The 20167-nt window shown below is 65.2% G+C and carries 15 protein-coding genes and 1 pseudogene; 6 read left to right on the top strand and 10 right to left on the bottom strand.

The genetic code is table 11. From position 1 onward, the window contains the following. Positions 1-62 precede the first annotated feature (62 nt). Together E5554_RS11270 and E5554_RS11265 are read right to left on the bottom strand one after the other, a co-directional pair. Complete coding sequence (locus E5554_RS11270) at positions 63-656, bottom strand: TetR/AcrR family transcriptional regulator (RefSeq protein ID WP_136186832.1); 594 nt, start codon at positions 654-656, stop codon at positions 63-65. A gap of 58 nt (positions 657-714) precedes the next feature. Next, a complete protein-coding gene (locus E5554_RS11265) occupies positions 715-1641 on the bottom strand; it encodes a sugar kinase (protein WP_136186831.1) in 927 nt (308 codons plus the stop codon). Between the two features lie 147 nt (positions 1642-1788). Between E5554_RS11265 and E5554_RS11260 the strand changes: the two genes are divergently transcribed. Together E5554_RS11260 and E5554_RS11255 are read left to right on the top strand one after the other, a co-directional pair. Then, positions 1789-3750: a PAS domain-containing sensor histidine kinase gene (locus E5554_RS11260; RefSeq protein WP_136186830.1), complete on the top strand. Its 1962-nt coding sequence runs from the start codon at positions 1789-1791 to the stop codon at positions 3748-3750. Between the two features lie 120 nt (positions 3751-3870). Continuing rightward, a complete protein-coding gene (locus E5554_RS11255) occupies positions 3871-4755 on the top strand; it encodes an alpha/beta hydrolase (RefSeq protein ID WP_136186829.1) in 885 nt (294 codons plus the stop codon). Between the two features lie 9 nt (positions 4756-4764). On the opposite strand, the gene E5554_RS11250 is transcribed toward E5554_RS11255, so the two are convergent. Then, entirely contained in the window at positions 4765-5694 is a 930-nt protein-coding gene (locus E5554_RS11250) for a nitronate monooxygenase family protein (RefSeq protein WP_136186828.1), read from the bottom strand. A gap of 138 nt (positions 5695-5832) precedes the next feature. Between E5554_RS11250 and E5554_RS11245 the strand changes: the two genes are divergently transcribed. After that, positions 5833-6888, top strand: coding sequence for a hypothetical protein (locus tag E5554_RS11245; protein WP_136186827.1), 1056 nt, complete (start codon positions 5833-5835; stop codon positions 6886-6888). A gap of 72 nt (positions 6889-6960) precedes the next feature. Here E5554_RS11245 and phaZ read toward each other — a convergent pair whose 3' ends face one another. Next, positions 6961-8184: a polyhydroxyalkanoate depolymerase gene (phaZ, locus tag E5554_RS11240; protein WP_136186826.1), complete on the bottom strand. Its 1224-nt coding sequence runs from the start codon at positions 8182-8184 to the stop codon at positions 6961-6963. A gap of 183 nt (positions 8185-8367) precedes the next feature. On the opposite strand from phaZ, the gene E5554_RS11235 reads away from it, so the two are divergent. Both E5554_RS11235 and E5554_RS11230 read left to right on the top strand, forming a co-directional pair. Beyond that, entirely contained in the window at positions 8368-9024 is a 657-nt protein-coding gene (locus tag E5554_RS11235) for a glutathione S-transferase (protein WP_004207782.1), read from the top strand. A gap of 43 nt (positions 9025-9067) precedes the next feature. Further along, entirely contained in the window at positions 9068-10735 is a 1668-nt protein-coding gene (locus E5554_RS11230) for a M28 family metallopeptidase (protein ID WP_136186825.1), read from the top strand. Positions 10736-10851: 116 nt separating this feature from the next. Here E5554_RS11230 and E5554_RS11225 read toward each other — a convergent pair whose 3' ends face one another. Both E5554_RS11225 and E5554_RS11220 read right to left on the bottom strand, forming a co-directional pair. Further along, complete coding sequence (locus tag E5554_RS11225; protein WP_136188319.1) at positions 10852-12210, bottom strand: glycoside hydrolase family 27 protein; 1359 nt, start codon at positions 12208-12210, stop codon at positions 10852-10854. Between the two features lie 374 nt (positions 12211-12584). Continuing rightward, positions 12585-13726, bottom strand: a pseudogene (locus E5554_RS11220) (IS3 family transposase). Between the two features lie 866 nt (positions 13727-14592). Here E5554_RS11220 and thpR point away from each other — a divergent pair. After that, positions 14593-15150: an RNA 2',3'-cyclic phosphodiesterase gene (gene thpR / locus E5554_RS11215; RefSeq protein ID WP_136186824.1), complete on the top strand. Its 558-nt coding sequence runs from the start codon at positions 14593-14595 to the stop codon at positions 15148-15150. Positions 15151-15171: 21 nt separating this feature from the next. On the opposite strand, the gene E5554_RS11210 is transcribed toward thpR, so the two are convergent. From E5554_RS11210 to E5554_RS11195, 4 genes are all read right to left on the bottom strand, one after another. Beyond that, positions 15172-15708 carry a superoxide dismutase family protein gene (locus E5554_RS11210; RefSeq protein ID WP_136186823.1) on the bottom strand — a complete coding sequence of 179 codons (537 nt, stop codon included), beginning with the start codon at positions 15706-15708 and terminating at the stop codon, positions 15172-15174. Positions 15709-16198: 490 nt separating this feature from the next. Continuing rightward, positions 16199-17275: an OmpA family protein gene (locus E5554_RS11205; protein ID WP_004207791.1), complete on the bottom strand. Its 1077-nt coding sequence runs from the start codon at positions 17273-17275 to the stop codon at positions 16199-16201. A 182-nt stretch (positions 17276-17457) separates the two neighbouring features. Next, positions 17458-17961 (bottom strand): DUF2793 domain-containing protein, encoded by a 504-nt coding sequence (locus E5554_RS11200; protein WP_136186822.1) that lies wholly within the window; start codon positions 17959-17961, stop codon positions 17458-17460. 10 nt (positions 17962-17971) lie between these two features. Then, complete coding sequence (locus E5554_RS11195) at positions 17972-20164, bottom strand: phage tail protein (RefSeq protein WP_136186821.1); 2193 nt, start codon at positions 20162-20164, stop codon at positions 17972-17974. Positions 20165-20167 lie beyond the last annotated feature (3 nt).

The raw sequence follows: 20167 nt of genomic DNA, 5'->3' as shown, positions 1-20167 counted from the left end.
TCTGTTACAGTCAAACGCACACGGCATCCTTGCCGCTGGGACGCGCGCCGCTGATGCCCTGACTATAACCGATCGTGGCGAAAAATGGCGACGATCTGCGCGGCGATCTGCGCCCGCGTCAACCGGCCATCGCGATACCAGTCGGCCGCCGAATTGAGCTGGCTGAGCAGTAGCGTGCGATAGAGCGAACGGTCGATGTCGGCGGGCAGCGGCAGCGCCGCCACCAGATCCCGGAACAATTGCTCGAACCGGTCGCGGCGCGCGACAAGCTGGTCGCGCACGCCATCCGGCACGGCCCGAAAATCATTCATCATCGGCATGGTCAGCGAATCCGCCGCCAGCTGGATATCCAGCAGGCTGGCGCAGGCCGCCTCCAGCCGCGCCCAGGGATCGGCCTGTGTCGCCACCGCCGCCGCGATCCGTGCCTCGGCCGCATCCAACGCGCCATTATGCAGTTCGACGAACAGCGCGTCCTTCGACTTGATATGGTGGTAAAGCGATCCGCCCAGCACCCCGGCCTGCTCGCCAATGTCGCGCATCGACGTGCCGCGATAGCCCTTGCGCGCAAACAGTTGCGCGGCGATTTCCAATATCTGGCGGCGGCGGCCCGATCCTTCGTCGCGCCCGCCCGCCGATGCGGCATCCCCGATCGTCATGTCAGCGCGCTAGCACAGGGCGTGACCACAGGCCACGTCCCGTGCGATCGCTCCCGGCTCAGGCCGGCACCTTCTGGCCATAGGGCGCATCAGCATCGCGCGCCGGAATCGCCCCGCGACGGCCGATATTCCAGCCGGCCAGCCGGTGCCCGGACAGCGCCGCCTCAGCCGGCTCCACGCCGGCCAGCCGCGCATGCAGATAGCCGCCATTGAAGGCATCGCCCGCACCGCTCGAATCCACAACATCGACGCGCGCCGGCGGCGGCACCAGCGCGCCACCGACCAGACAGCCTTCGGCGCCCAGCTTGACCACGATCTCGCGGCCCTCAGCGGCACCCCAGCGGGCCGCGGCGTCGGCAGCATCATCCGCCTCGCCCATTTCCACTTCGTCCGCCAGGGTCGGCAACCCGATGTCGCACAGTGCGATCGCCCGGTCGCGCCAGGCCCGCGCGGTCGCGGCGTCGCTCCACAGGCGCGGCCGGTAATTGCCGTCGAAGGCGATCCGGCCGCCCCCTGCCTTCACCCGTTCGCACAGCGCCAGCAACGCCTCGCGGCCGGCATCGGGCAGGATGGCCAGGGTGATGAGCGAAAAATAGAGCAGGTCCGACTGGGCGGCGGCATCAACCATCGCGCCGCTTTCGGGCAGGTCGAACATCGCCCGCGCCGCCGCTTCGCCGCGCCAATAATGGAAGCTGCGCTCGCCGGTCTCATCCGTCTCGATCGCATAGAGACCGGTGGTCCGGCCTGGAGCGCCGATCAGCAGGCCGGTATCGACGCCCTCGGCTTCCCAAGCCTTGCGCAGATCCTCGCTCATCGGATCGGCGCCGATCGCGCTGGCAAAGCGCACCTTGTCACCGGCCCGCGCCAGGTGGATCGCGGTGTTGATGACATCGCCACCATAGCGCAGGTTCCAGCCATCGCCGCTGCCCCGGCTCAGTTCCAGCATTGCCTCGCCGATGACGGTGATAGTCGCGTCGCTTGCCATGTGATCCTCTCTGATTGAAGGAGCGTCGTGCGGGCCCTGCCCCATGAAGTCAAGCCGTTGCAATCCCGTCCCATATGGCGGAACAGATTGCGTCGTGCCGCGTTTGCCACAGGCAAAGATACAGGATCGAAAATGTCAGGGGCGGAAATGGGGACGACAGAGACAGGCCAGCCGGTCAACCGGTTCGAATTGCTGGTCCAGAGCGTCACCGACTATGCGATCTTCATGCTCGATCCGGCCGGCTTCGTCGTTAGCTGGAATAGCGGGGCACAGCGCATCAAGGGTTACAGCGCCGACGAGATTATCGGCCAGCATTTCTCCGCTTTCTATATGGAGGAGGACCGCGCCGCCCATGTGCCCGCCGCCGTCCTGCGCACCGCCGAGGTCGAAGGGCGGTTCGAGGCGGAAGGCTGGCGCCTGCGCAAGGATGGCACCCGCTTCTGGGCCAATGTGGTGATCGATCCGATCCGCGACCCCGCCGGCCACCTGCTCGGCTTTGCCAAGGTTACCCGCGACCTGACCGAACGTCGCGCCGCGCAGGAGGAACTGCGCCGCAGCGAGGAGCGCTTCCGCCTGCTGGTGCAGAGCGTCACCGACTATGCCATCTACATGATCGACCCGGTCGGCACGATCACCAGCTGGAACAGCGGCGCCGAACGGTTCAAGGGCTATAGCGCCGAAGAGATTATGGGCCAGAATTTCGCCCGCTTCTATTCGGAGGAAGACCGCATGGCCGGCCTCCCCTCCCGTGCGCTCGACACCGCCCAGCGCGAAGGCCGGTTCGAGGCGGAGGGCTGGCGCATCCGCAAGGACGGCACCCGTTTCTGGGCCAGCGTCGTGATCGATCCGATCCGCGATCCGGCCGGCGAACTGCTGGGCTTTGCCAAGATCACCCGCGATCTTACCGAACGGCGTCAGGCGGCTCAGGCGCTGGAGCAGGCGCGCGAGGCGATCTTCCAGAGCCAGAAGATGGACGCCATCGGCAAGCTGACCGGCGGTGTCGCCCATGATTTCAACAATCTTCTGGCCGTGATCGTCGGCAGCCTCGATCTCGCGCGGCAGCGTCTTGCGGCCGGCGCCGACATCAGCCGCTATCTCGACAATGCCATGACCGCCGCCGATCGCGGCGCCACCCTGACCCAGCGGATGCTCGCCTTTGCCCGCAAGCAGGAACTCAAGCTGGAACAGGTCGACTGCATCGGCCTGATCCATGGCATGGCCGATCTGCTCAAGACCACCATCGGCAGCAGCGTCGCGATCGAGACGCGCTTCCCGCTGTCGCTGCGCCCGGCTCATGCCGACCCGGCCCAACTGGAGCTGGCGCTGATCAATCTGGCGGTCAATGCGCGCGACGCCATGCCTGACGGGGGTCGCCTGTTGATCGAGGGCAGCGAGATTACGCTGGCGCTGGGCGACCAGCCCGATCTCGCAGCGGGCAGCTTCATCCGCCTGACTGTGACGGACGAAGGCGAAGGCATGGACGAGGCGACGCTGGCCCGCGCCCGCGAACCCTTCTTCACCACCAAGGGGGTCGGCAAGGGAACCGGCCTTGGCCTGTCGATGATCCACGGCTTCACCCAGCAATGCGGTGGCGCGATGACCATCGCAAGCCAGCCCGGCAAGGGGACCAGCGTGTCCATCTGGCTACCCGTCGCCCTGACTGACGCCAGCAACGAGCCGACGGCTATCCCGTGCGAACCGGACGAGCTGGAAACCGAACCGCTGGTCATCCTGGCGGTCGACGACGACGAACTGGTGCTGACCAATACCGCCGGCATGCTGGAAACGATGGGCCATACCGTGTTCCAGGCCGGATCGGGACGGGAAGCGCTGCACATGCTGGAGCAGGGTCGCATCGATCTGGTCGTCACCGATCATGCCATGCCCGGCATGACCGGCGCGCAACTGGCCGACGCGATCGAGCAGGCCTATCCAGATCTGCCCGTGCTCATCATCACCGGCTATGCCGAACTGCCCGCCGATGCCAGCCGTCGCCTGCGCCTCGACAAGCCTTTCCGCCAGGCGGAACTGGCGATGATGGTGCATCGCATCCGCCACGACAGCGCTCTCCGCCGACTGGTTCCCATCGGCACGGACAGCCACCCCTGAAGTCTTACTCGACAATATGTGACAGAATTTCACATATTTTCTTGGCCTTATGTCTTGCCATCGTCATGCGCATGGCCGATGGCAATTGCATCCTGACCGCCAGCAACTCCACAGGATCGCATGAACAAAGCCACACAGCCGACGCCGACATCGCATTTCTTCACATCCCTGCGGACGCGGCTTCACTATCTCGACTGGGGCAATCCGTCGGCGCCGCCGCTGATCCTGGTCCATGGCGGTTTCGACCATGCACGCAGCTGGGACTGGACCGCCCGTGCGCTCGCCCGCGATTATCATGTCATCTGCCCCGACCTGCGCGGCCATGGCGACAGCGGCTGGTCGTCGGACGGCTCCTACATGATGGCCAATTATGTCTATGACCTGGCCCAACTGGTCGAATTGCTCGATCGCCGGCCGGTCACCATCGTCGGCCATTCGCTCGGCGGATCGATCAGCCTGCGCTACACCGGCCTCTACCCCGAAAGCGTCGCGCGCGTGGTCGCGATCGAGGGGCTGGGCCTGTCGCCCGACCGCATCGCCGAACAGGCAAAACGCAGTACCGAAGAGACATGGAAGGGCTGGATCGACACCCGTCGCACCAATGCCCGCCGCTCGCCGCGCCATTATGCCACGATCGAGGCCGCGGTCGCCCGCATGCGCGAACGCAACGACCATCTGTCGGTCGAACAGGCGCTGCACCTCACCCTCCACGGCGTGAACCGCAACGAGGATGGCAGCTATAGCTGGAAGTTCGATCCCTATCTGCACGGCGCCGCCCCCCAGGCCGGCACAGACGAAAATCTGCCCGACTTCTGGCGCCGCATCACCTGCCCGACGCTGCTGTGCCTCGGCCTCGACAGTTGGGCGTCAAACCCGGTCAAGGATGGTCGCATCGCCCATTTCCAGCAGGCCCGGCTGGTGGAATTTCCCCATGCCGGCCACTGGCTGCATCACGACCAGTTCGAGATGTTCGTCAAGGAACTGCGCGTCTTCCTGGCGGAATGAGGTACGCCCTCAGGCAATGAAGCCTGAAACCGCCGCCTGATATTCCGCCTTCAGCTGGGCGATGAAGGCGCCCGCCGGCTGCACCGCCTTGATCGCGCCGATACCCTGGCCCGCGCCCCACACGTCGCGCCACGCCTTCTTGTCGCCGGCCAGGCTGGCGAAATCCATGTCGGCCGCCTTGGGCAGCTTGTCCGGGTCCAGCCCCGACGCGACGATGCTGGGACGCAGATAATTGCCCAGCACCCCGGTGAAGACGTCGGAATAGACGATGTCGGCCGACGCGCTGTCGACGATCATGTCCTTGTAGGCGTCGAGCGCATTCGCCTCGGTCGTGGCGATGAAGGGCGACCCCATATAGCCAAGGTCCGCGCCCATCATCCGCGCCGCCGCGATCGACCGGCCGGTCGCGATCGCGCCCGACAGCGCCAGCGGCCCGTCGAACCATTCGCGGATTTCCTGGATCAGGGCAAAGGGCGACAGCGTGCCGGCATGACCGCCCGCCCCCGCCGCCACCGCGATCAGGCCATCGGCGCCCTTTTCGATCGCCTTCCTGGCAAAGACATTGTTGATGACGTCGTGCAGCACGATGCCGCCATAGCTGTGGATCGCCTCATTCACCTTCTCCTGCGCGCCCAGCGAGGTAATGACGATCGGCACCTTATATTTGACGCACAGCGCCAGATCCTCTTCCAGCCGCGCATTGGTGCGGTGGACGATCAGATTGACGGCGAAGGGCGCATCCTGATCGGTCAGTTCCGCACCCAGTTGCTGCAACCAGGCCTCGAACGTGCCGGACGGTCGCGCATTGAGCGACGGAAAGGCGCCGACGATGCCGGCACGGCATTGGGCAATCACCAGTTCCGGCTGCGAGATGATGAACATCGGCGACCCGATCAGCGGCAGGGACAAACGGCCTTGAAGCGAAGCCGGCAGGGTCATGATCGGGGTCTCTCCTTTATCTGTTCGAACCGCGCTATCATCGCTCCGTGCCCGGAAAAAGGCCAAAATCAACCGTATTGCTCAAGCAATACAGTGATGCTATGATCCCGATCCAGGCCCGACAAGGAGTGCCCCAGAATGTATAGCGAGAGCGATCTGCAAGATGCCGTAGCGGCCGGCGCGCTGACGCCCGCCAGCGCCCAGGCGCTGCGCGACCATGTCGCCCGGCTACGCGCCAGTTCGGTGGACGAGGAACATTTTCGCCTGCTGACCGGCTTCAACGATATTTTCGTCGCCATCGCCTCGGTGATCCTGCTGGTTGCGGTCGCGGGACTCGGCAACGAGGTTCACCTCGGCATCACCACCCCGCACCAGCCTTCCTTCGTCTCCGGCCTGTTCGTCGCCGGCACCGCCTGGGGCCTGGCCGAATATTTCACGCGACGCCTGCGCATGGCGCTGCCTTCGATCCTGCTGCTGCTCGCCTTTGTCGGCGGCATCGCCTTCACCGCAGCGCTGCTGATCGGACTGATGATCCCGGACGCGCAGAATGACGGCGCGGGTCTGGTCGCCTCGCTCGCCGGCCTCAGCGCCGCGATCGCCGCCTGGTTTCACTGGCGCCGCTTCATGGTGCCGATCACCGTCGCAGCCGGCGCAGCCGGCGCGGCCGCGATCGTTGGCGGCCTTGCCATGTGGCTGATCCCGTTCAGCCACACCCTGCCCTTCATCCTGCTTCTGATCGCCGGCATCGCCATCTTCACCCTCGCCATGCGCTGGGACATGAGCGATCCGGGCCGCACCAGCCGCCGCTCTGACGTCGCCTTCTGGCTGCACCTGACCGCCGCACCGATGATCGCCCATTCGCTGTTCCAGTTGCTGGGCATCACCCATGGGCTGGTCGATGCGGGACAGGCCTTCCTGGTTATCCTGCTCTATCTCGCCTTCGGCCTGGTGGCGCTGGCGATCGACCGTCGCGCACTGCTGGTCTCCAGCCTCGCCTATGTCCTCTATGCGCTCTACAGCCTTTTCCAGAAGGTCGGCGCGGTCGAACTGTCCGCTGCGCTCACCGCGCTGGTGATCGGCGGCACGCTGCTGCTGCTCTCGGCCTTCTGGCACCGCGCCCGCGCCACGATCGTCACCGGCCTGCCGCCGGCGCTCGCCAGCCGCCTGCCTTATCTCAATCGCGCAGCCGCCTGATCAACCCAACGAAAAGGGGCCGCTTCGTCCACAGGAAGCGGCCCCTTTTTTTCACATTCATTCTCGGTGATGTCAGTTCATCGCCAGGATCATGTTGCGCACCTGGGGATAGACCTGCTTTTCCCATTTGCTGCCGGAAAAGACGCCATAATGGCCAACGCCCGGCTGCAGATGGTGGCGCTTCAGATGCGGCCGCAAGCCGGTGCAGAGGCCATGGGCCGCCGACGTCTGGCCAACCGCGCAGACATCGTCCTTTTCGCCCTCGACCGTCAGCAGCGCGGTCTTGCGGATCGCGCCGGGGTTCACCGCCCGGCCATGGACCGTCAATTCCCCCTTGGCCAGCAGCATGCGCTGGAACACCATGTCGACCGTTTCCAGGTAGAATTCCTTGGTCATGTCGAGGACCGCGAAATATTCCTGGTAGAAAGTCTTGATCTTATCGGCCTCGATCGTCTTGCCGTCGGCCAGCAACTGATAGAGTTCGCGATGCTGCGACCCGTGCCGCTCCATGTTCATCGACATGAAGGCGGACAATTGCAGGAATCCGGGATAGACCTCGCGCCCGCGCCCGGCATAGCGGAACGGCACGGTCGAGATCAGATTCTCCTCGAACCATTCGATCGGCTTCTCGTTCGCCAGTTCGTTGACCACCGTCGGCGCCGCGCGCGGATCGATCGGCCCGCCCATCAGGGTCATCGACCTGGGCGTCGCCGCATCCTCATCCTCGGACATCAGCGCCACGGCGGCGAGTGCCGGCACACAGGGCTGGCACACTGACACCAGATGGGCGCCGGGGCCGATATCCTGCAAAAACTGGATCACATAATCGACATATTCGTCGAAACCGAAACGCCCGGCCTCGACCGGCACGTCGCGGGCATTCTTCCAGTCGGTGATATAGACGTCATGGTCCTGCAACAGCGTCGCTACCGTGCTGCGCAGCAGGGTTGCGAAATGCCCCGACATCGGCGCCACCACCAGCACCTTGGGCTGGGCGGTCTCGACATCGTCCTTCACGAAATGCAGCAGGTCGCCGAACGGCAGGTCGAGCACGATCTCCTCGCGCACCTCGACCTCGGCATTGCCGGTCTGGACGCGGTCAATACCATAGGCGGGGCGCTTGTGGGTCATACGCGCGCCCTGGAACACATCCATCAGCGCGAACATGCGGCGCGGCATCGGCCAGTCGGCGACCGGACCCATATGGTCGCGCATCGCCAGCGCCATCTGCGCCCCGAAGCGGGCCGGGGCCAGCATGTCTTCCATGGCCTGGTAACCGTCGTAAAGCATTCGCATATTACCAAAACAACCTTGTTCAACCTGGGGGAGACGACTCGGTTCTTCCCTTAAACGCTATACATGCTTTTCATGTTGCACTGCATCATGAATGATGGAAAATAACATTCGGCATGTCTGCCAGGGAACCGCCCCTGCGATTTTGCGTTTGGGGGCCGGGAACCGTGTATCGGGAGAGCATGGATGGCCGTCGCGGAACTCACTCTATCCAGCAAGAACTATTCCTCCTGGTCGCTGCGCGGCTGGCTCTTGTGCCGGCTTGCCGGGCTGAAGGTGGAGGAAAGGATCATCGCCATCGATGATCCGGAAAATCGCGCCGAACTATTGCTCTTGTCGCCATCGGTGCTGGTGCCGCGCCTCACCCATGAAGGCGCGAGCGTCTGGGACACGCTCGCAATCGCGGAATATCTGCACGAACTCTATCCCCAGGTCGGCATGTATCCGGCCGAACGCATCATCCGCGCCCATTGCCGGTCGGTCTCGGGCGAAATTCATTCGGGCTTCGCCAATCTGCGCTCTGCCCTGCCGATGAACCTGAAAGTCCGCCATGACCGCTTCCCGATCTTCTCGGGCGCCAAGCCCGATATCGAGCGGATCGAGACGATCTGGACCGAATGCCTGGACGCCTATGGCGGCCCCTGGCTGTTCGGCGAAAAGCCGACCGTGGCCGACGCCATGTTCGCGCCGGTGGCACAGCGCTTCCTCACCTATGCCGTCCCACTCTCGCCCAGGTCCGCGGCCTATTGCGACACGATCAACGGCTGGCCGCTGATGCGCGAATGGATCGATGCCGCCCGCGCCGAACCCGACGATATCGAGGAACTGGATATCGAGTTCTGAACAGACCCTTCCCCCCGCCCCGTGCGGGGGTTAAGGCACGGGGATGAAACACGCCCTCCCCCTCCTGGCCCTCGGCCTTGCCACCCTGTCCTTCCCCGCCAATGCCCAGACCGACCCGGCGAAAACCGATCCGGCCAAGCTGGAACAGTCGGTCCGCACCATGGCATCCGACCTGTTCGAAGGCCGCGCGCCCGGCACCGTGGGGGAGGAACGGACGATCGGCTATCTCGTCGCCCGCTTCGAGCAGCTGGGGCTGGAGCCGGGTGGCCCGGACGGCCAGTGGGTGCAGACCGTGCCGCTGCTCCACACCCGCCTTGGCCAGTCGGAAAGCCTGTCGGTCGCGCAAAATGGCGCCGCCACCCCCTGGACCTTCGGCAAACAGGTTTATCTCTCCACCCTCCAGCCCAAGGACAAGGTCGCCGTCGCCAACGCGCCGATGGTCTTCGTCGGCTATGGCGTCTCCGCCCCGGAACGCGGCTGGGACGATTTCAAAGGCGTGGACCTGAAAGGCAAGATCGCCGTCTTCCTGATCAACGACCCGGACTTTGAAGCCGCGAAGGGCGAAGACCCGTTCGGCAAGTTCGGCGGCAAGACCATGACCTATTATGGCCGCTGGACCTACAAGTTCGAGGAAGCCGCCCGCCACGGCGCGATCGGCGCGCTGATCGTCCATGACACGCCGGGCGCCGGCTATGGCTGGAACGTCGTCGTCAGCCCCGGCGGCGAGAATTACGACCTCGTCCGCCCGGCCGACAAGCTGACCAGCCTGCAGGTGCAGGGCTGGGTCGAGGGCGAGGCGGCCAAGGCGCTGTTCGCCGGTGCCGGTCAGGATCTGGCCGCGCTGCGCAAGCAGGCCCGCTCAGCGAAATTCAAGCCGGTCGAACTCAAGGGGGCCAGCTTCTCCGCCGCCTTCCCGGTCACCCAGGAAGTGGTAAAGAGCGCCAATGTCATCGCCCGCATCCCCGGCGCCAAGCGCCCGGACGAAACCGTCATGTATGGCGCCCATTGGGACGCCTATGGCAAGGGCGCGCCCGACGCGCAGGGCCGCATCTATCGTGCCGGCGCCAATGACGACGCGCTCGGCATGGCCGGCCTGTTCGAAATCGCCCGCATCTTCAAGGCCGGCCCCGCCCCCGACCGCTCGATCGTCTTTGCCGCCTGGACGGCGGAGGAGCGCGGCCTGCTGGGATCGGAATTTTACGCCCAGAACCCGCTCTACCCGCTCGACAAGACGGTCGCGAACCTCACCATCGACGTGCTCCAGACCGCCGGCAAGGCCAAGGACGTGATCCTGATCGGCAAGGGCCAGAACGTCCTCGAGGACGATCTCGCCAAGTTCGCGGCCAAGCAGGGTCGCGTCATCACCCAGGAAAGCCTGCCCGAACGCGGCCTCTTCTACCGTGCCGACCATTTCTCCATGGCCAAGCGCGGCGTGCCCGTGCTGCTGATGATGGGCCTCGCCGGCGCATCCGACATGGTCGATGGCGGCCGCGCCGCCGGCCAGGCCTGGATCGATGCCTATACCGGCAAATGCTATCACCAGGCCTGCGACGCGGTCGACGACAGCTGGAAGCTGGATGGCGCCGCGCAGGACGTGGACCTGATGTATGACATCGGCCGCGACCTCGCCTTCTCGGCCCGCTGGCCCGAATGGAAGGCCGGCTCCGAATTCAAGGCCATCCGCGACAAGAGCGCGGCGGTCCGGAAGTAACGCAACATCCTCCCCTCCCTTTCAAGGGAGGGGCCGGGGGTGGGTAGCGAGCGTAGCGAGCCTCCTTCGGAGGCACCCACCCCTTGATCCCCTCCCTTGAAAGGGAGGGGAGATACTTATGCAGCGCTCAGCCGATACAGTCCCGCCCCATGCGGCGGCAGCGTCACCGATATCCGGTCCGCCTGCTGCCCCAGGGCCTGCCCGGCCCACAGGTCGCGCACCGCCACCGGAGCGTTCAGCCCCAGATCGCGCAGCCTGATCCAGACCTCGCGTGGCTTGTCGCTGACGTTGAACAAGGCGACATAACGGTCCGCGCTCCCTTCCGCCTTCGCCGACCAGATGCGCCCGCCATCCTCGATATAATGGGGCTGGTTGTCGTAACTCGCCTGATTGACCGCGATCACCTCCTTGTTGGTCAGCAGCGCCAGCGTCGCTGCATCCAGATGCCGCAGATCGCCGCCCATGATCAGCGGCGACCGCGCGATCGCCCACAGGGTCATCAGCGTCCGCTGCTCATCCGGCGTGAAGCGGGTATCGCGCTCGCCCAGCGCCAGCCGCCCCAACGGCAGCATGTCCGCGTCCGGCCATGATCCCGGCCCACGATAGGGCGTCCAATTTTCCAGCCTGGTGAACTGCGCATCCAACATCGCCCAGTCATCCCAGAAATCGTCGGAAATGCGCCACATCTGCGCATATTTGCGGACATGGTCGCCGCGCATCACCGGCGTCTCGCCCGGTGAAAGGCTCAGGATGATCGGCCGCCCGGTCGCAACGATCGCCTTGTGCGCCGCCTCGATCTCCGCCGCATGGGCGTCATAGGGTCGGCTCATATCGTCCATCTTGACGAAATCGACGCCCCAGTCGGCATAGAGGCGGAAGATGCTGTCATAATAGGCCTGCGCGCCCGGCCGCGTCATGTCGACGCCATACATGTCCGGGTTCCAGCTACAGATGCTCTTCCTGTCGGCAATGTCCGCCGCGCGATATTTCGTCCCCAAAATCGGCAAATTCTGTTCCACCGCCGCACGCGGAATGCCGCGCATCACATGGATGCCGAATTTCATGCCCAGCGCATGCACGTCCTTGGCAAGCTGGGTGAAGCCCTTGCCCCCGGCGCTGGAGGGAAAACGGTTGGGCGCCGGGATCATCCGGCCATAGCCGTCCATCGCCGGCCGGGGCTTGGCGTTGTAGGTATAGCTCGACGCCTCGGGCTCATACCACTGAATGTCCACGGTGAAGATGTCATAGCCGAAGGGCAGCAGCTTTTCCGCCATGATCCCGGCGGTCTCGCGCGCCTGCGCCTCGGTAATGGTGGTGGCAAAGCTGTTCCAGCTATTCCATCCCATCGGCGGACGCGGCGCCAGCATCGCTTTTCCCGCTTCCGCCGGAGCCGCCCCCGCCCGCACTGCGCCAGCAGCCGCAAGCCCCGCCACACCACCCGCGAGCATATCGCGGCGGCTGGCCTTCCATGTCATCCTCATCATTTGTCGGAGTTAATAGGAAGTCGACAAAAATAGCAACAGCCGTTCGTTTCGAGCCTGTCGAGACATCCGGCCCCAAGCCGCCTGCACGAGTGCACCAGCCATCAAAAGACCAAGATGAGCGGCTAGCGGACACTCCCCTATTTCGTCACCCCAGCGAAGGCTGGGGTGTGGACTTACGTTTGAAGTGCAACATGTGACTGACATTGAGAGAATGCCTCGGCGGGCGTTTTGAAGTCGAGGCATTTCCTGGGCGTATGGTTATATTGGTGGGCGGCAGCGAGAATGCTTGCCTGATCGATGGCGTCGAGGTTGGTTTTGCGCGGCAGGAAGCGGCGCAGTCGCCCGATTGAGTAGCCCCTAGTTTTCTAGACGCCTTCTGCTTTCAAAATCTGCTGCCGTTCGAACTGTGCGGGGGACAGCATCCCGTTCCTGACCTGCTTGCGCACCGGGTTGTAGAACATCTCGATGTAATCGAACACGTCCTGCCGGGCTTCCTCGCGTGTTTTGCAGGTCCGGCGCCGGATGCGCTCTCGCTTGAGCGAGGAGAAAAAGCTCTCGGCGACGGCGTTGTCATGACAGTTGCCGCGCCGGCTCATCGAATGCTCAAGATTGTGAGCCCGGATGAAGGCCGCCCAGTCCATGCTGGTGAACTGCGAGCCCTGATCCGAGTGGATCAGCACCCGCTGCTTCGGCTTGCGCCGCCAGACCGCCATGTGCAGCGCTTGCAGCACCGCATCGGTGGTCTGCCTGCTCTGCATCGACCAGCCCACCACGCGGCGGGAATAAAGATCGATCACGACAGCCAGATAGGCAAAGCCCTCCAGGGTGCGGATGTAGGTGATGTCTGTCACCCAGGCCCGATCGGGGGCAGCGACGTCGAACTGCCGGTCCAGAGTATTGTCGACCGCCAGGGATGGCTTGCCGCCATAGCTCCCCGGCCGACGCTTGTAGCCGATCTGCGCCTTGATACCTGCCAGCCTGATCAACCGGGCAACACGGTTCGGGCAGCAGGTCTCGCCCTGATCCAGTAGGTCGTCGTGCAACTTGCGGTAGCCATAGACTTTGCCGCTGTCGTTCCAGACTTGCCGGATCAACTTCGTCTGCCGAACATCTTCCCGGACCCGTTGGCTCAGCGGGTTCTTCTGCCAGGCATAGAAGCCGCTGGGTTGGATGCGCAGGCACCGACACATCGATCGAACCCCGAACTGGTCACGATGCTCGGCAACAAATGCGTATCTCACTTTGCATCCCTGGCGAAATACGCGGTGGCTTTTTTTATGATGTCGCGCTCCTCGGTCACCCGAGCCAGCTCGCGCTTCAACTGGCGGATCTCAGCATCCTTGCCGGCATCGCCAGACACCACCTTCGCCAGTTGCCGCTTCCATGCCTACAGCGAATGCTGACTGACGCCGAGCCGCTCGGAAACCTCCGCTACCGGATACCCGCGCTCGGTGATCTGGGCCACCGCATCACGCTTGAACTCATCGCTGAAATTGGGCCTCCCCATCGTCGTCTCCTGTCCTCAAAATTAGGATAGAAGGCGTCCAGAAATCTAGGGGCTACTCAATGATACCCTGCCGCCTTACGTTGCATCCTTCGACTTCAAACGGGTGACCATTCAAGGGGCGACTCCCGTTTTTGCTGATCGTCTTCTAGGGTTGGGCTTCGGGAAGATCGCTGACGGTGCCGGATTCGAATTTCGTTGCTCAGGGCCAATGGCATTTGAGGAATTTGCTGCCCTCGCAGCAAAGCTTCGCGACATGGAGTTAGCTTTCAGCGCGGGGCCAGGTTGGTCGCCTAGCGAAGTTATTAACGACCTCCGGGACCGAGGGCTATGCCGCGGTTCTTTCACGCAAATCTCATGGACCGGGCCGGAGCAATGGAGCCTGCAAACTTGCTGATTGACGTCTGCTATTCATAGTAAATCAGAGTCAGCCCAAGGTCTATTTCTGGTCGTCATCCACCTTTCCGGATTAGCCGATTTACCAGCCACCGAACCGCTAGCCCTGTGATGAGCGCAACCGCAGCGGATGGCAGCATGACGTGCGACCAAAAGCCCTTACCGCATGGAATATCAGGTGCGCAGTCACCCAAGCCCTCCACCATTAAGAGGATGGTGAAGATCGGGAGGGTGATGAGCAACGACATGCCGCAGCCCCACTTGCCACCCCGCGTTCCACCCCCCCGGTATCTGCCGTCATCCATCCATCGATATTACCCAGCGAACGAATGTCCGCTAGTGGCATCAAAAAATCGACCTATGAGCGGCAATAGATGGTCGTCAGCCGTCAAAGCGCGACGCCGACATTGCGCCCATTCTCCCGCGCCACCCCGCCCCTATCCGCACGCCACCTTTCTCCCTATCTACCGCTCATGCACCGCCTGTTCGTCGCCATCCGTCCGCCCGCCACGATCCGCAGCCAGCTTCTGGCCCAGATGGCCGGCAGCCCAGGCGCGCGCTGGCAGGATGATGGCCAGTTGCACCTGACCCTGCGTTTCATCGGGGAAGTGGATCGCCATCTGGCGGACGATATCGCCGATGCGCTCGCCGGCGTCCGCTTCCAGCCATTCGCCATCGCGCTCGCCGGCACCGGCTATTTCGACCGGCGCGGCGTGGTCGACACCTTATGGGCCGGGGTACAGCCGCGCGACCCGCTCGCCCATCTTCATGCCAAGGTGGATCGCGCCTGCACATCGGCCGGCATTGCACCCGAAGCCCGCGCCTATCTGCCGCACATCACCCTCGCCCGCTTCAGCCGGCACGGCGGCGACATCGCGCCCTTCCTGGCGCTGCACGCCGGCCTTGCATCGCCCGCCTTCACCGTGGACGAATTCAGCCTCTATGAAAGCCGCCTCGGCCATGCCGGCTCCAGCTATCATGCGGTCGAAACCTATCGCGCAGAAGGCTATCCCGGCACGCACGACGATTGACGCGCGCGCCGGGAACCAGATTTAGCCCGCGCTCAGCACGCCACAGGCAACGCGGCCGCCCGCATTACCGGTCGGGTCGCTCTTATAGTCATCGGCCTGGGCATGGATCACGATGGCCGCGCCATCGGCATCCAGCAGCGGCGTCGCGCCGTCGCTGATCGTGCCGCCCGGCACCACATATTCGATCTCGCCGCTGCCGTCGGGCTTGGCCTGCATGTTGGGCATGTCGCCCATATGCATGCCCTGCGGATTATCCTTGCCATGCTGGTGGCTGGTCGGGTTCCAATGGCCACCCGCGCTGGTGAAGTCCGGCCCCGTGCAGACGCCGGTAGTGTGGATATGCACCGCGTGGATGCCCGGCGTCAGCCCCTGCGCCTTGACCACGACATGCAGGCCATCGCCTGCCTGGGTCACCACGGCGGTGCCGCGCGCGCTGCCATCGCCAGCGGCCAGCTTGGCCTTGGCGGTCGGCGCGGCGGGCGCGCTCTGGCTGGTCGCGGCACAGGCCGTCACGGCAGCGAGCAGAGGCAGGGCAAGGAACAGGGCGGCGGTCTTCATGGCAAACTCCCGATCACGGAAACAACTGCGCGAACGCGGCAGACGCGTCTTTGTTGCCGATCCGATCCGGTTTGTCATGACCCTTCTGCATATCGTTCGCAATAAAAGCAGGGAGATAGCATGGCATCCATGCTGACGCCCCTCCTTCACCGCCCCAAAGAGCCGTCCGGAGGCAATAGCCTGAGATCGCGATGTGTCGCATGTCAGGCCCCAGCCCGGTAGCAATCCAGATCGCTGCGTTATCGGTTCGCCCCGGCAAATAGCTGGCCGGCCATGAGCGCAGACATGATCAACCGCCCATGCGCCGATCGTCTACGCTGCCCAGCACATGACATGCCGGACAGATATCCGTTCCCCCCGGATCGCGACAGACTCCAACGCACGACAGGTCAGCGCCCGACAGCCCAGTGCGCGCGACGCAGGACAAGAAAAAGGGGCCGATCTTGCGACCGGCCCCTCTTCATATTCCATCCCGAAGGACGGAAATTTCTTACTGACCCGAACCCGGACCGTAGCTGATTTCCACGCGACGGTTCTGGACTTCGCGAACGCCGTCCGCGGTGTCGACGCGCGGCTTCGATTCACCGAAGGCCTGGGTGGTCATCACGCCGTCAGGGATACCCTTCGAGGCGAGATAGGCCTTGGCGGCGTCAGCGCGACGCTGCGACAGACCGACGTTGTACGAGGCTGCACCCGAACGGTCAGCGTGACCGGCCAGCATGACCTGGGCGTTGCCGCAAGCGCTGTAGGCCGAAACCGCGTTGTCCAGAATGGTGGCGGCGTCAGGCGTGATGTCCGACTTGTCCCATTCGAAGAAGACAATGTACGGCCCAGGCGAGCATTCCGGCGCCGGCGGGGGCGGCGGAGGCGGCGGCGGGGGCGGCGGGGGCGGCGGAGGCGGCGGGGGCGGCGGAGCAGGCTCAGCCGGAGCGCCGAAGTTGTAGGTCAGGCCGAGCAGCAGGCTGTGCGTACGCAGCTTGGTGCTGGCTTCCGAACCGGCGGGGCCACCGATGGTGGTGTAGGCCGGGATCAGCTTGATGTCGTCCTGGTTGAAGAAGCGATACTTCAGCGAGACGTCGACATTGTTGGTGACCGGGTAACGCACGCCGGCGATCGCCTGCCAGGCGAAACCGGTGTCGCTGTCGTTCACCAGGTCATTGGCCAGCTTGCCACGCGACACGCCGACACCGCCGCCGACGAAGCCCTGCAGGCCGTCATCGGGACCGAAGTCGAGCAGGCCGTTCAGCATGAACGAGAGGGCCGAGGCCGCACCGCCGAAGCCGCTATCGTCGAGGTCGACCTTGGCGCGCTTGTAGGCAGCTTCGGCTTCGAGGCGGAAGCCGCCGAAGTCGTAGCCGATATTGGCGTCGAAATCATAACCCTTATGGTAGTCAGCCGCCACGGTGTTGCTGGCTGCGGTACCGTTACCGGGGGTGAAGGTGATGTCCTGATCTTCAACGATCATTACGCCGGCGTCGACGCCGACATACCAGCTGTTGTCGCGCGCCAAGGCCGGGGTGGCCAGGGCACTGGTCGCAAGCGCAGCCGCGAGGGCAAGCTTCCGCATTTGAATTCCCCTTTCAAAAGTGTCACGAAGGACTGCTGAAACCATGTATCGGCAAGAAGGTTTCATGGCAAGTCCACAATTCGTGAAACCGTTGCAAAAATAACGCAGTAGGGACATCCCCCAGGCTCGCCTCCAAGCTAATACCTACCCCTCTCCATGAAAAGATCGCCGATACTCCAGAATTACATGGAGATCAGGCCATGACCCTGCAAAGCCGCCAATATCGCGGCAATTGCGCCACGACTCTCGCTATCGACGGTCGTTCCACCGGTTGGCCCGGCGATCGCGGGCTGGCGCGCGCCGACAATTTGCTGGCCGGCGACATAAAATCCTTCGCTGCGCACCGCATCATCCCGCCATGCCGTACCGTCATGCACCATGGCATGGCCGCGATCCGCCACCGCCAGCCGCAATCCGGCCTTCGGCGCAACGAAGCGCCAGCCGCCTTCGGTCCAGCCGGCAACATGCGCCTCCCGCCCGGCCCAGGCGCCGCTCGCGCCGGCCGCCACGATCCAGCATTGCCCGGCAACCGGGGCCGTCGGCGCCGCCGCCAGGTCGGCGCTTTCCGCCACCCCGTGCAACAGCATGTCGATCCGCGCCAGCGCCTCATTATGCATGATTTCCTTCTGCGCCTGCCCGGCATGGAGCAGCGGCAGCGCCCAGCGATCGCTCGTCTCGTTCGTCATCCTCGCCTCCTTACAGCAGCATCTCGATCGTCCCCGGCCGGCCGAGCGCCCGCGTGCCGACCTGCCGCACTTCCATGGTCCGCGGCCCGCTCACGCCGTCCGCCGCGATCATCGCCGCAGCATAGGTCCAGCCCGGCTCCCCCACTTCGGCCCGCCGCACCAGCCGCGCCCCGTCCAGCACCCGCAGCTCATAGCGCTCGCTTTCCTCGGCCAGCGGCACGTCGCCACCACTGCTCCATCGCCATCCCGCCCGGCTGCGCCGGGTCCAGCCGATCCGCCATCCACCCGCCCCGTCCGGCGCCGCGTTCAGATGCACCGGCGCCGGCGGCACCAGCGCCGCGCCACTGATCATGATTTCCGCCGTCGCGGGTTCCACGTCGCCGATGCCGATCGCCAGCAGCCGCATCGCCGCGCCGATATCCCCCTCGATGGCCGCCGCCGCCAGCGGATCGACCAGCCGGTCCGCCTCGATCAGCAGGAAGGGCGTGCCGGCCGCCTGCCCCGCCATCGCCCATTCCGTGCCGCGCAGCCCACGCCGCAGCGTCTCCAGCCGATAACTGGCCGGCCCGGTCCGCACTGCCCGGCCGAACTGGACCATTTCCTTCCCCACCAGGCACAGATTGCGCCCCTGTGCCAAGGCCGCGCCGTCCGCGCCCGCCAGTTCCATATCCTCGGCCAGCAATGTCACCGACAGGCTGTTCACCATGTCGAGCAGCAGCGTGCTGCCCGGCGGCAAGGCGGCGTCGATCTGCCCCATCACCGCGCGCGGCGCCGTTCGTCCGATCGGCTCGGCGGTCCCGCCCGCATCCAGCGCATAGAGCGCCGCGCTGCGCCAGCCCGGCCCGCCGCTTGCCGCCGCCACCAGTTGCGGCCCGTTCGCCACCCCCTCGGTCAGGCGCGGCAGGTCCGCCAGCATCAGCCGGGTGGGACCATGCGGCGCATCCACCTGCCGCACGATCTGGCCGGACGACACGCTGCCCGGCGCATGCCCGCTCGTCCCCGCCAGCCGCCGCAGCGCCAGCCGCACCGCCATCGCCTCCCATTCCCGCTCCTCGATCCGCCACAGCCCCGGCGCATCGGCCAGCGCCACGATCATCCCCGGCTCCAGTTCCAGCGCCCGCCAGTCGCCGCGCACCATCATCCGGTCGCGCCCGGCCCAGATGCCGTCCAGCCTTTGCCGCGCCAGCGATCGCGCCGCCCCGCCGCTCAGCACCGCCGGCAGTTCGATCCCGCGCTCGATCCGCCCCGGCCCCGGCCGCGTCACCCGCTGCACCCCGGCCTGATAGTCGCGCGCCGGATCATGATGCCGCACCGACAGCGCCAGTGCGACGCTGTCCGCGCCCGCGCCCGATCGCTCGACCGGATCGATCGCCCGGCCATTGATCCGGCTGCACCGCGTCGCCGGCTCCAGCAGCGCCACCGCCGGCCCGGCCTCCCCCACCAGTTGCGCCCCATCGCCACACAGCCCCAGCCCATAGGCCTCGACCAGCGGCGCGATCGCCTCACCCAGATCCGCGCCGCTCGCGACAAAACCCTCGACCTCCTCGGCCGCCGCGCACCCCATCTGCCCCTCGCTCAGCGCGCCGACGATCGCATCGATCGTCACCGCACCCGCATCCGCTTCCACCTCGAAGGTCAGCGACGGGATGCGATTGCCATAATCGGACAGCAGCAGATCCTCGAACACCACATAGGCGATGCCGCGATGCGCCGGCGTCATGCCCGGTCCTTGCGCCGACGCGATCAGCGGGTCGGGCGCCTGATCCTCGCCCCCGTCATGCAGGCGGAACGCACCCACCTGCGTCTTGAAATCGCCCGCCGCCCCGCGCAGCAGATTGCCGTCGGCCCAGACCCGCCCGATCGATCGCACGCCCCGCGCCGACAGCGCCACCGCAAAACTCGCCGAATAGCTGTAGCTCGTGCTGCTCCCCTGCCCCTTGCCACCGCCGCTTTTCGTGCGGATCTCGCGCAGGTCGGTCGCCCAGATCACCGTGCCCGCCACCCGCATCCTGCCGAACAGCCGGGGCATCTGCGTGCCATAGCTCGACGTCTGCAACTGCAGGTCGCTCAGCCGCGCGCCTTCCCGCCCCTTCGCCTTGAACAGCACTTCCCGGTCCAGCACATTGCCGATCAGCCCGCCGATCGCGCCGCCGATCGGCCCGCCCAGCGCCGTCCCCACCGCGGTCAGCACCATCGTCGCCATAGC

The sequence above is a fragment of the Sphingobium sp. PAMC28499 genome (assembly GCF_004795815.1).
Taxonomy (GTDB): Bacteria; Pseudomonadota; Alphaproteobacteria; order Sphingomonadales; family Sphingomonadaceae; genus Sphingobium; species Sphingobium yanoikuyae.
The sequence above is the reverse complement of the archived record's forward strand: the minus strand, read 5'-3'. Positions and strand labels throughout refer to the sequence as shown.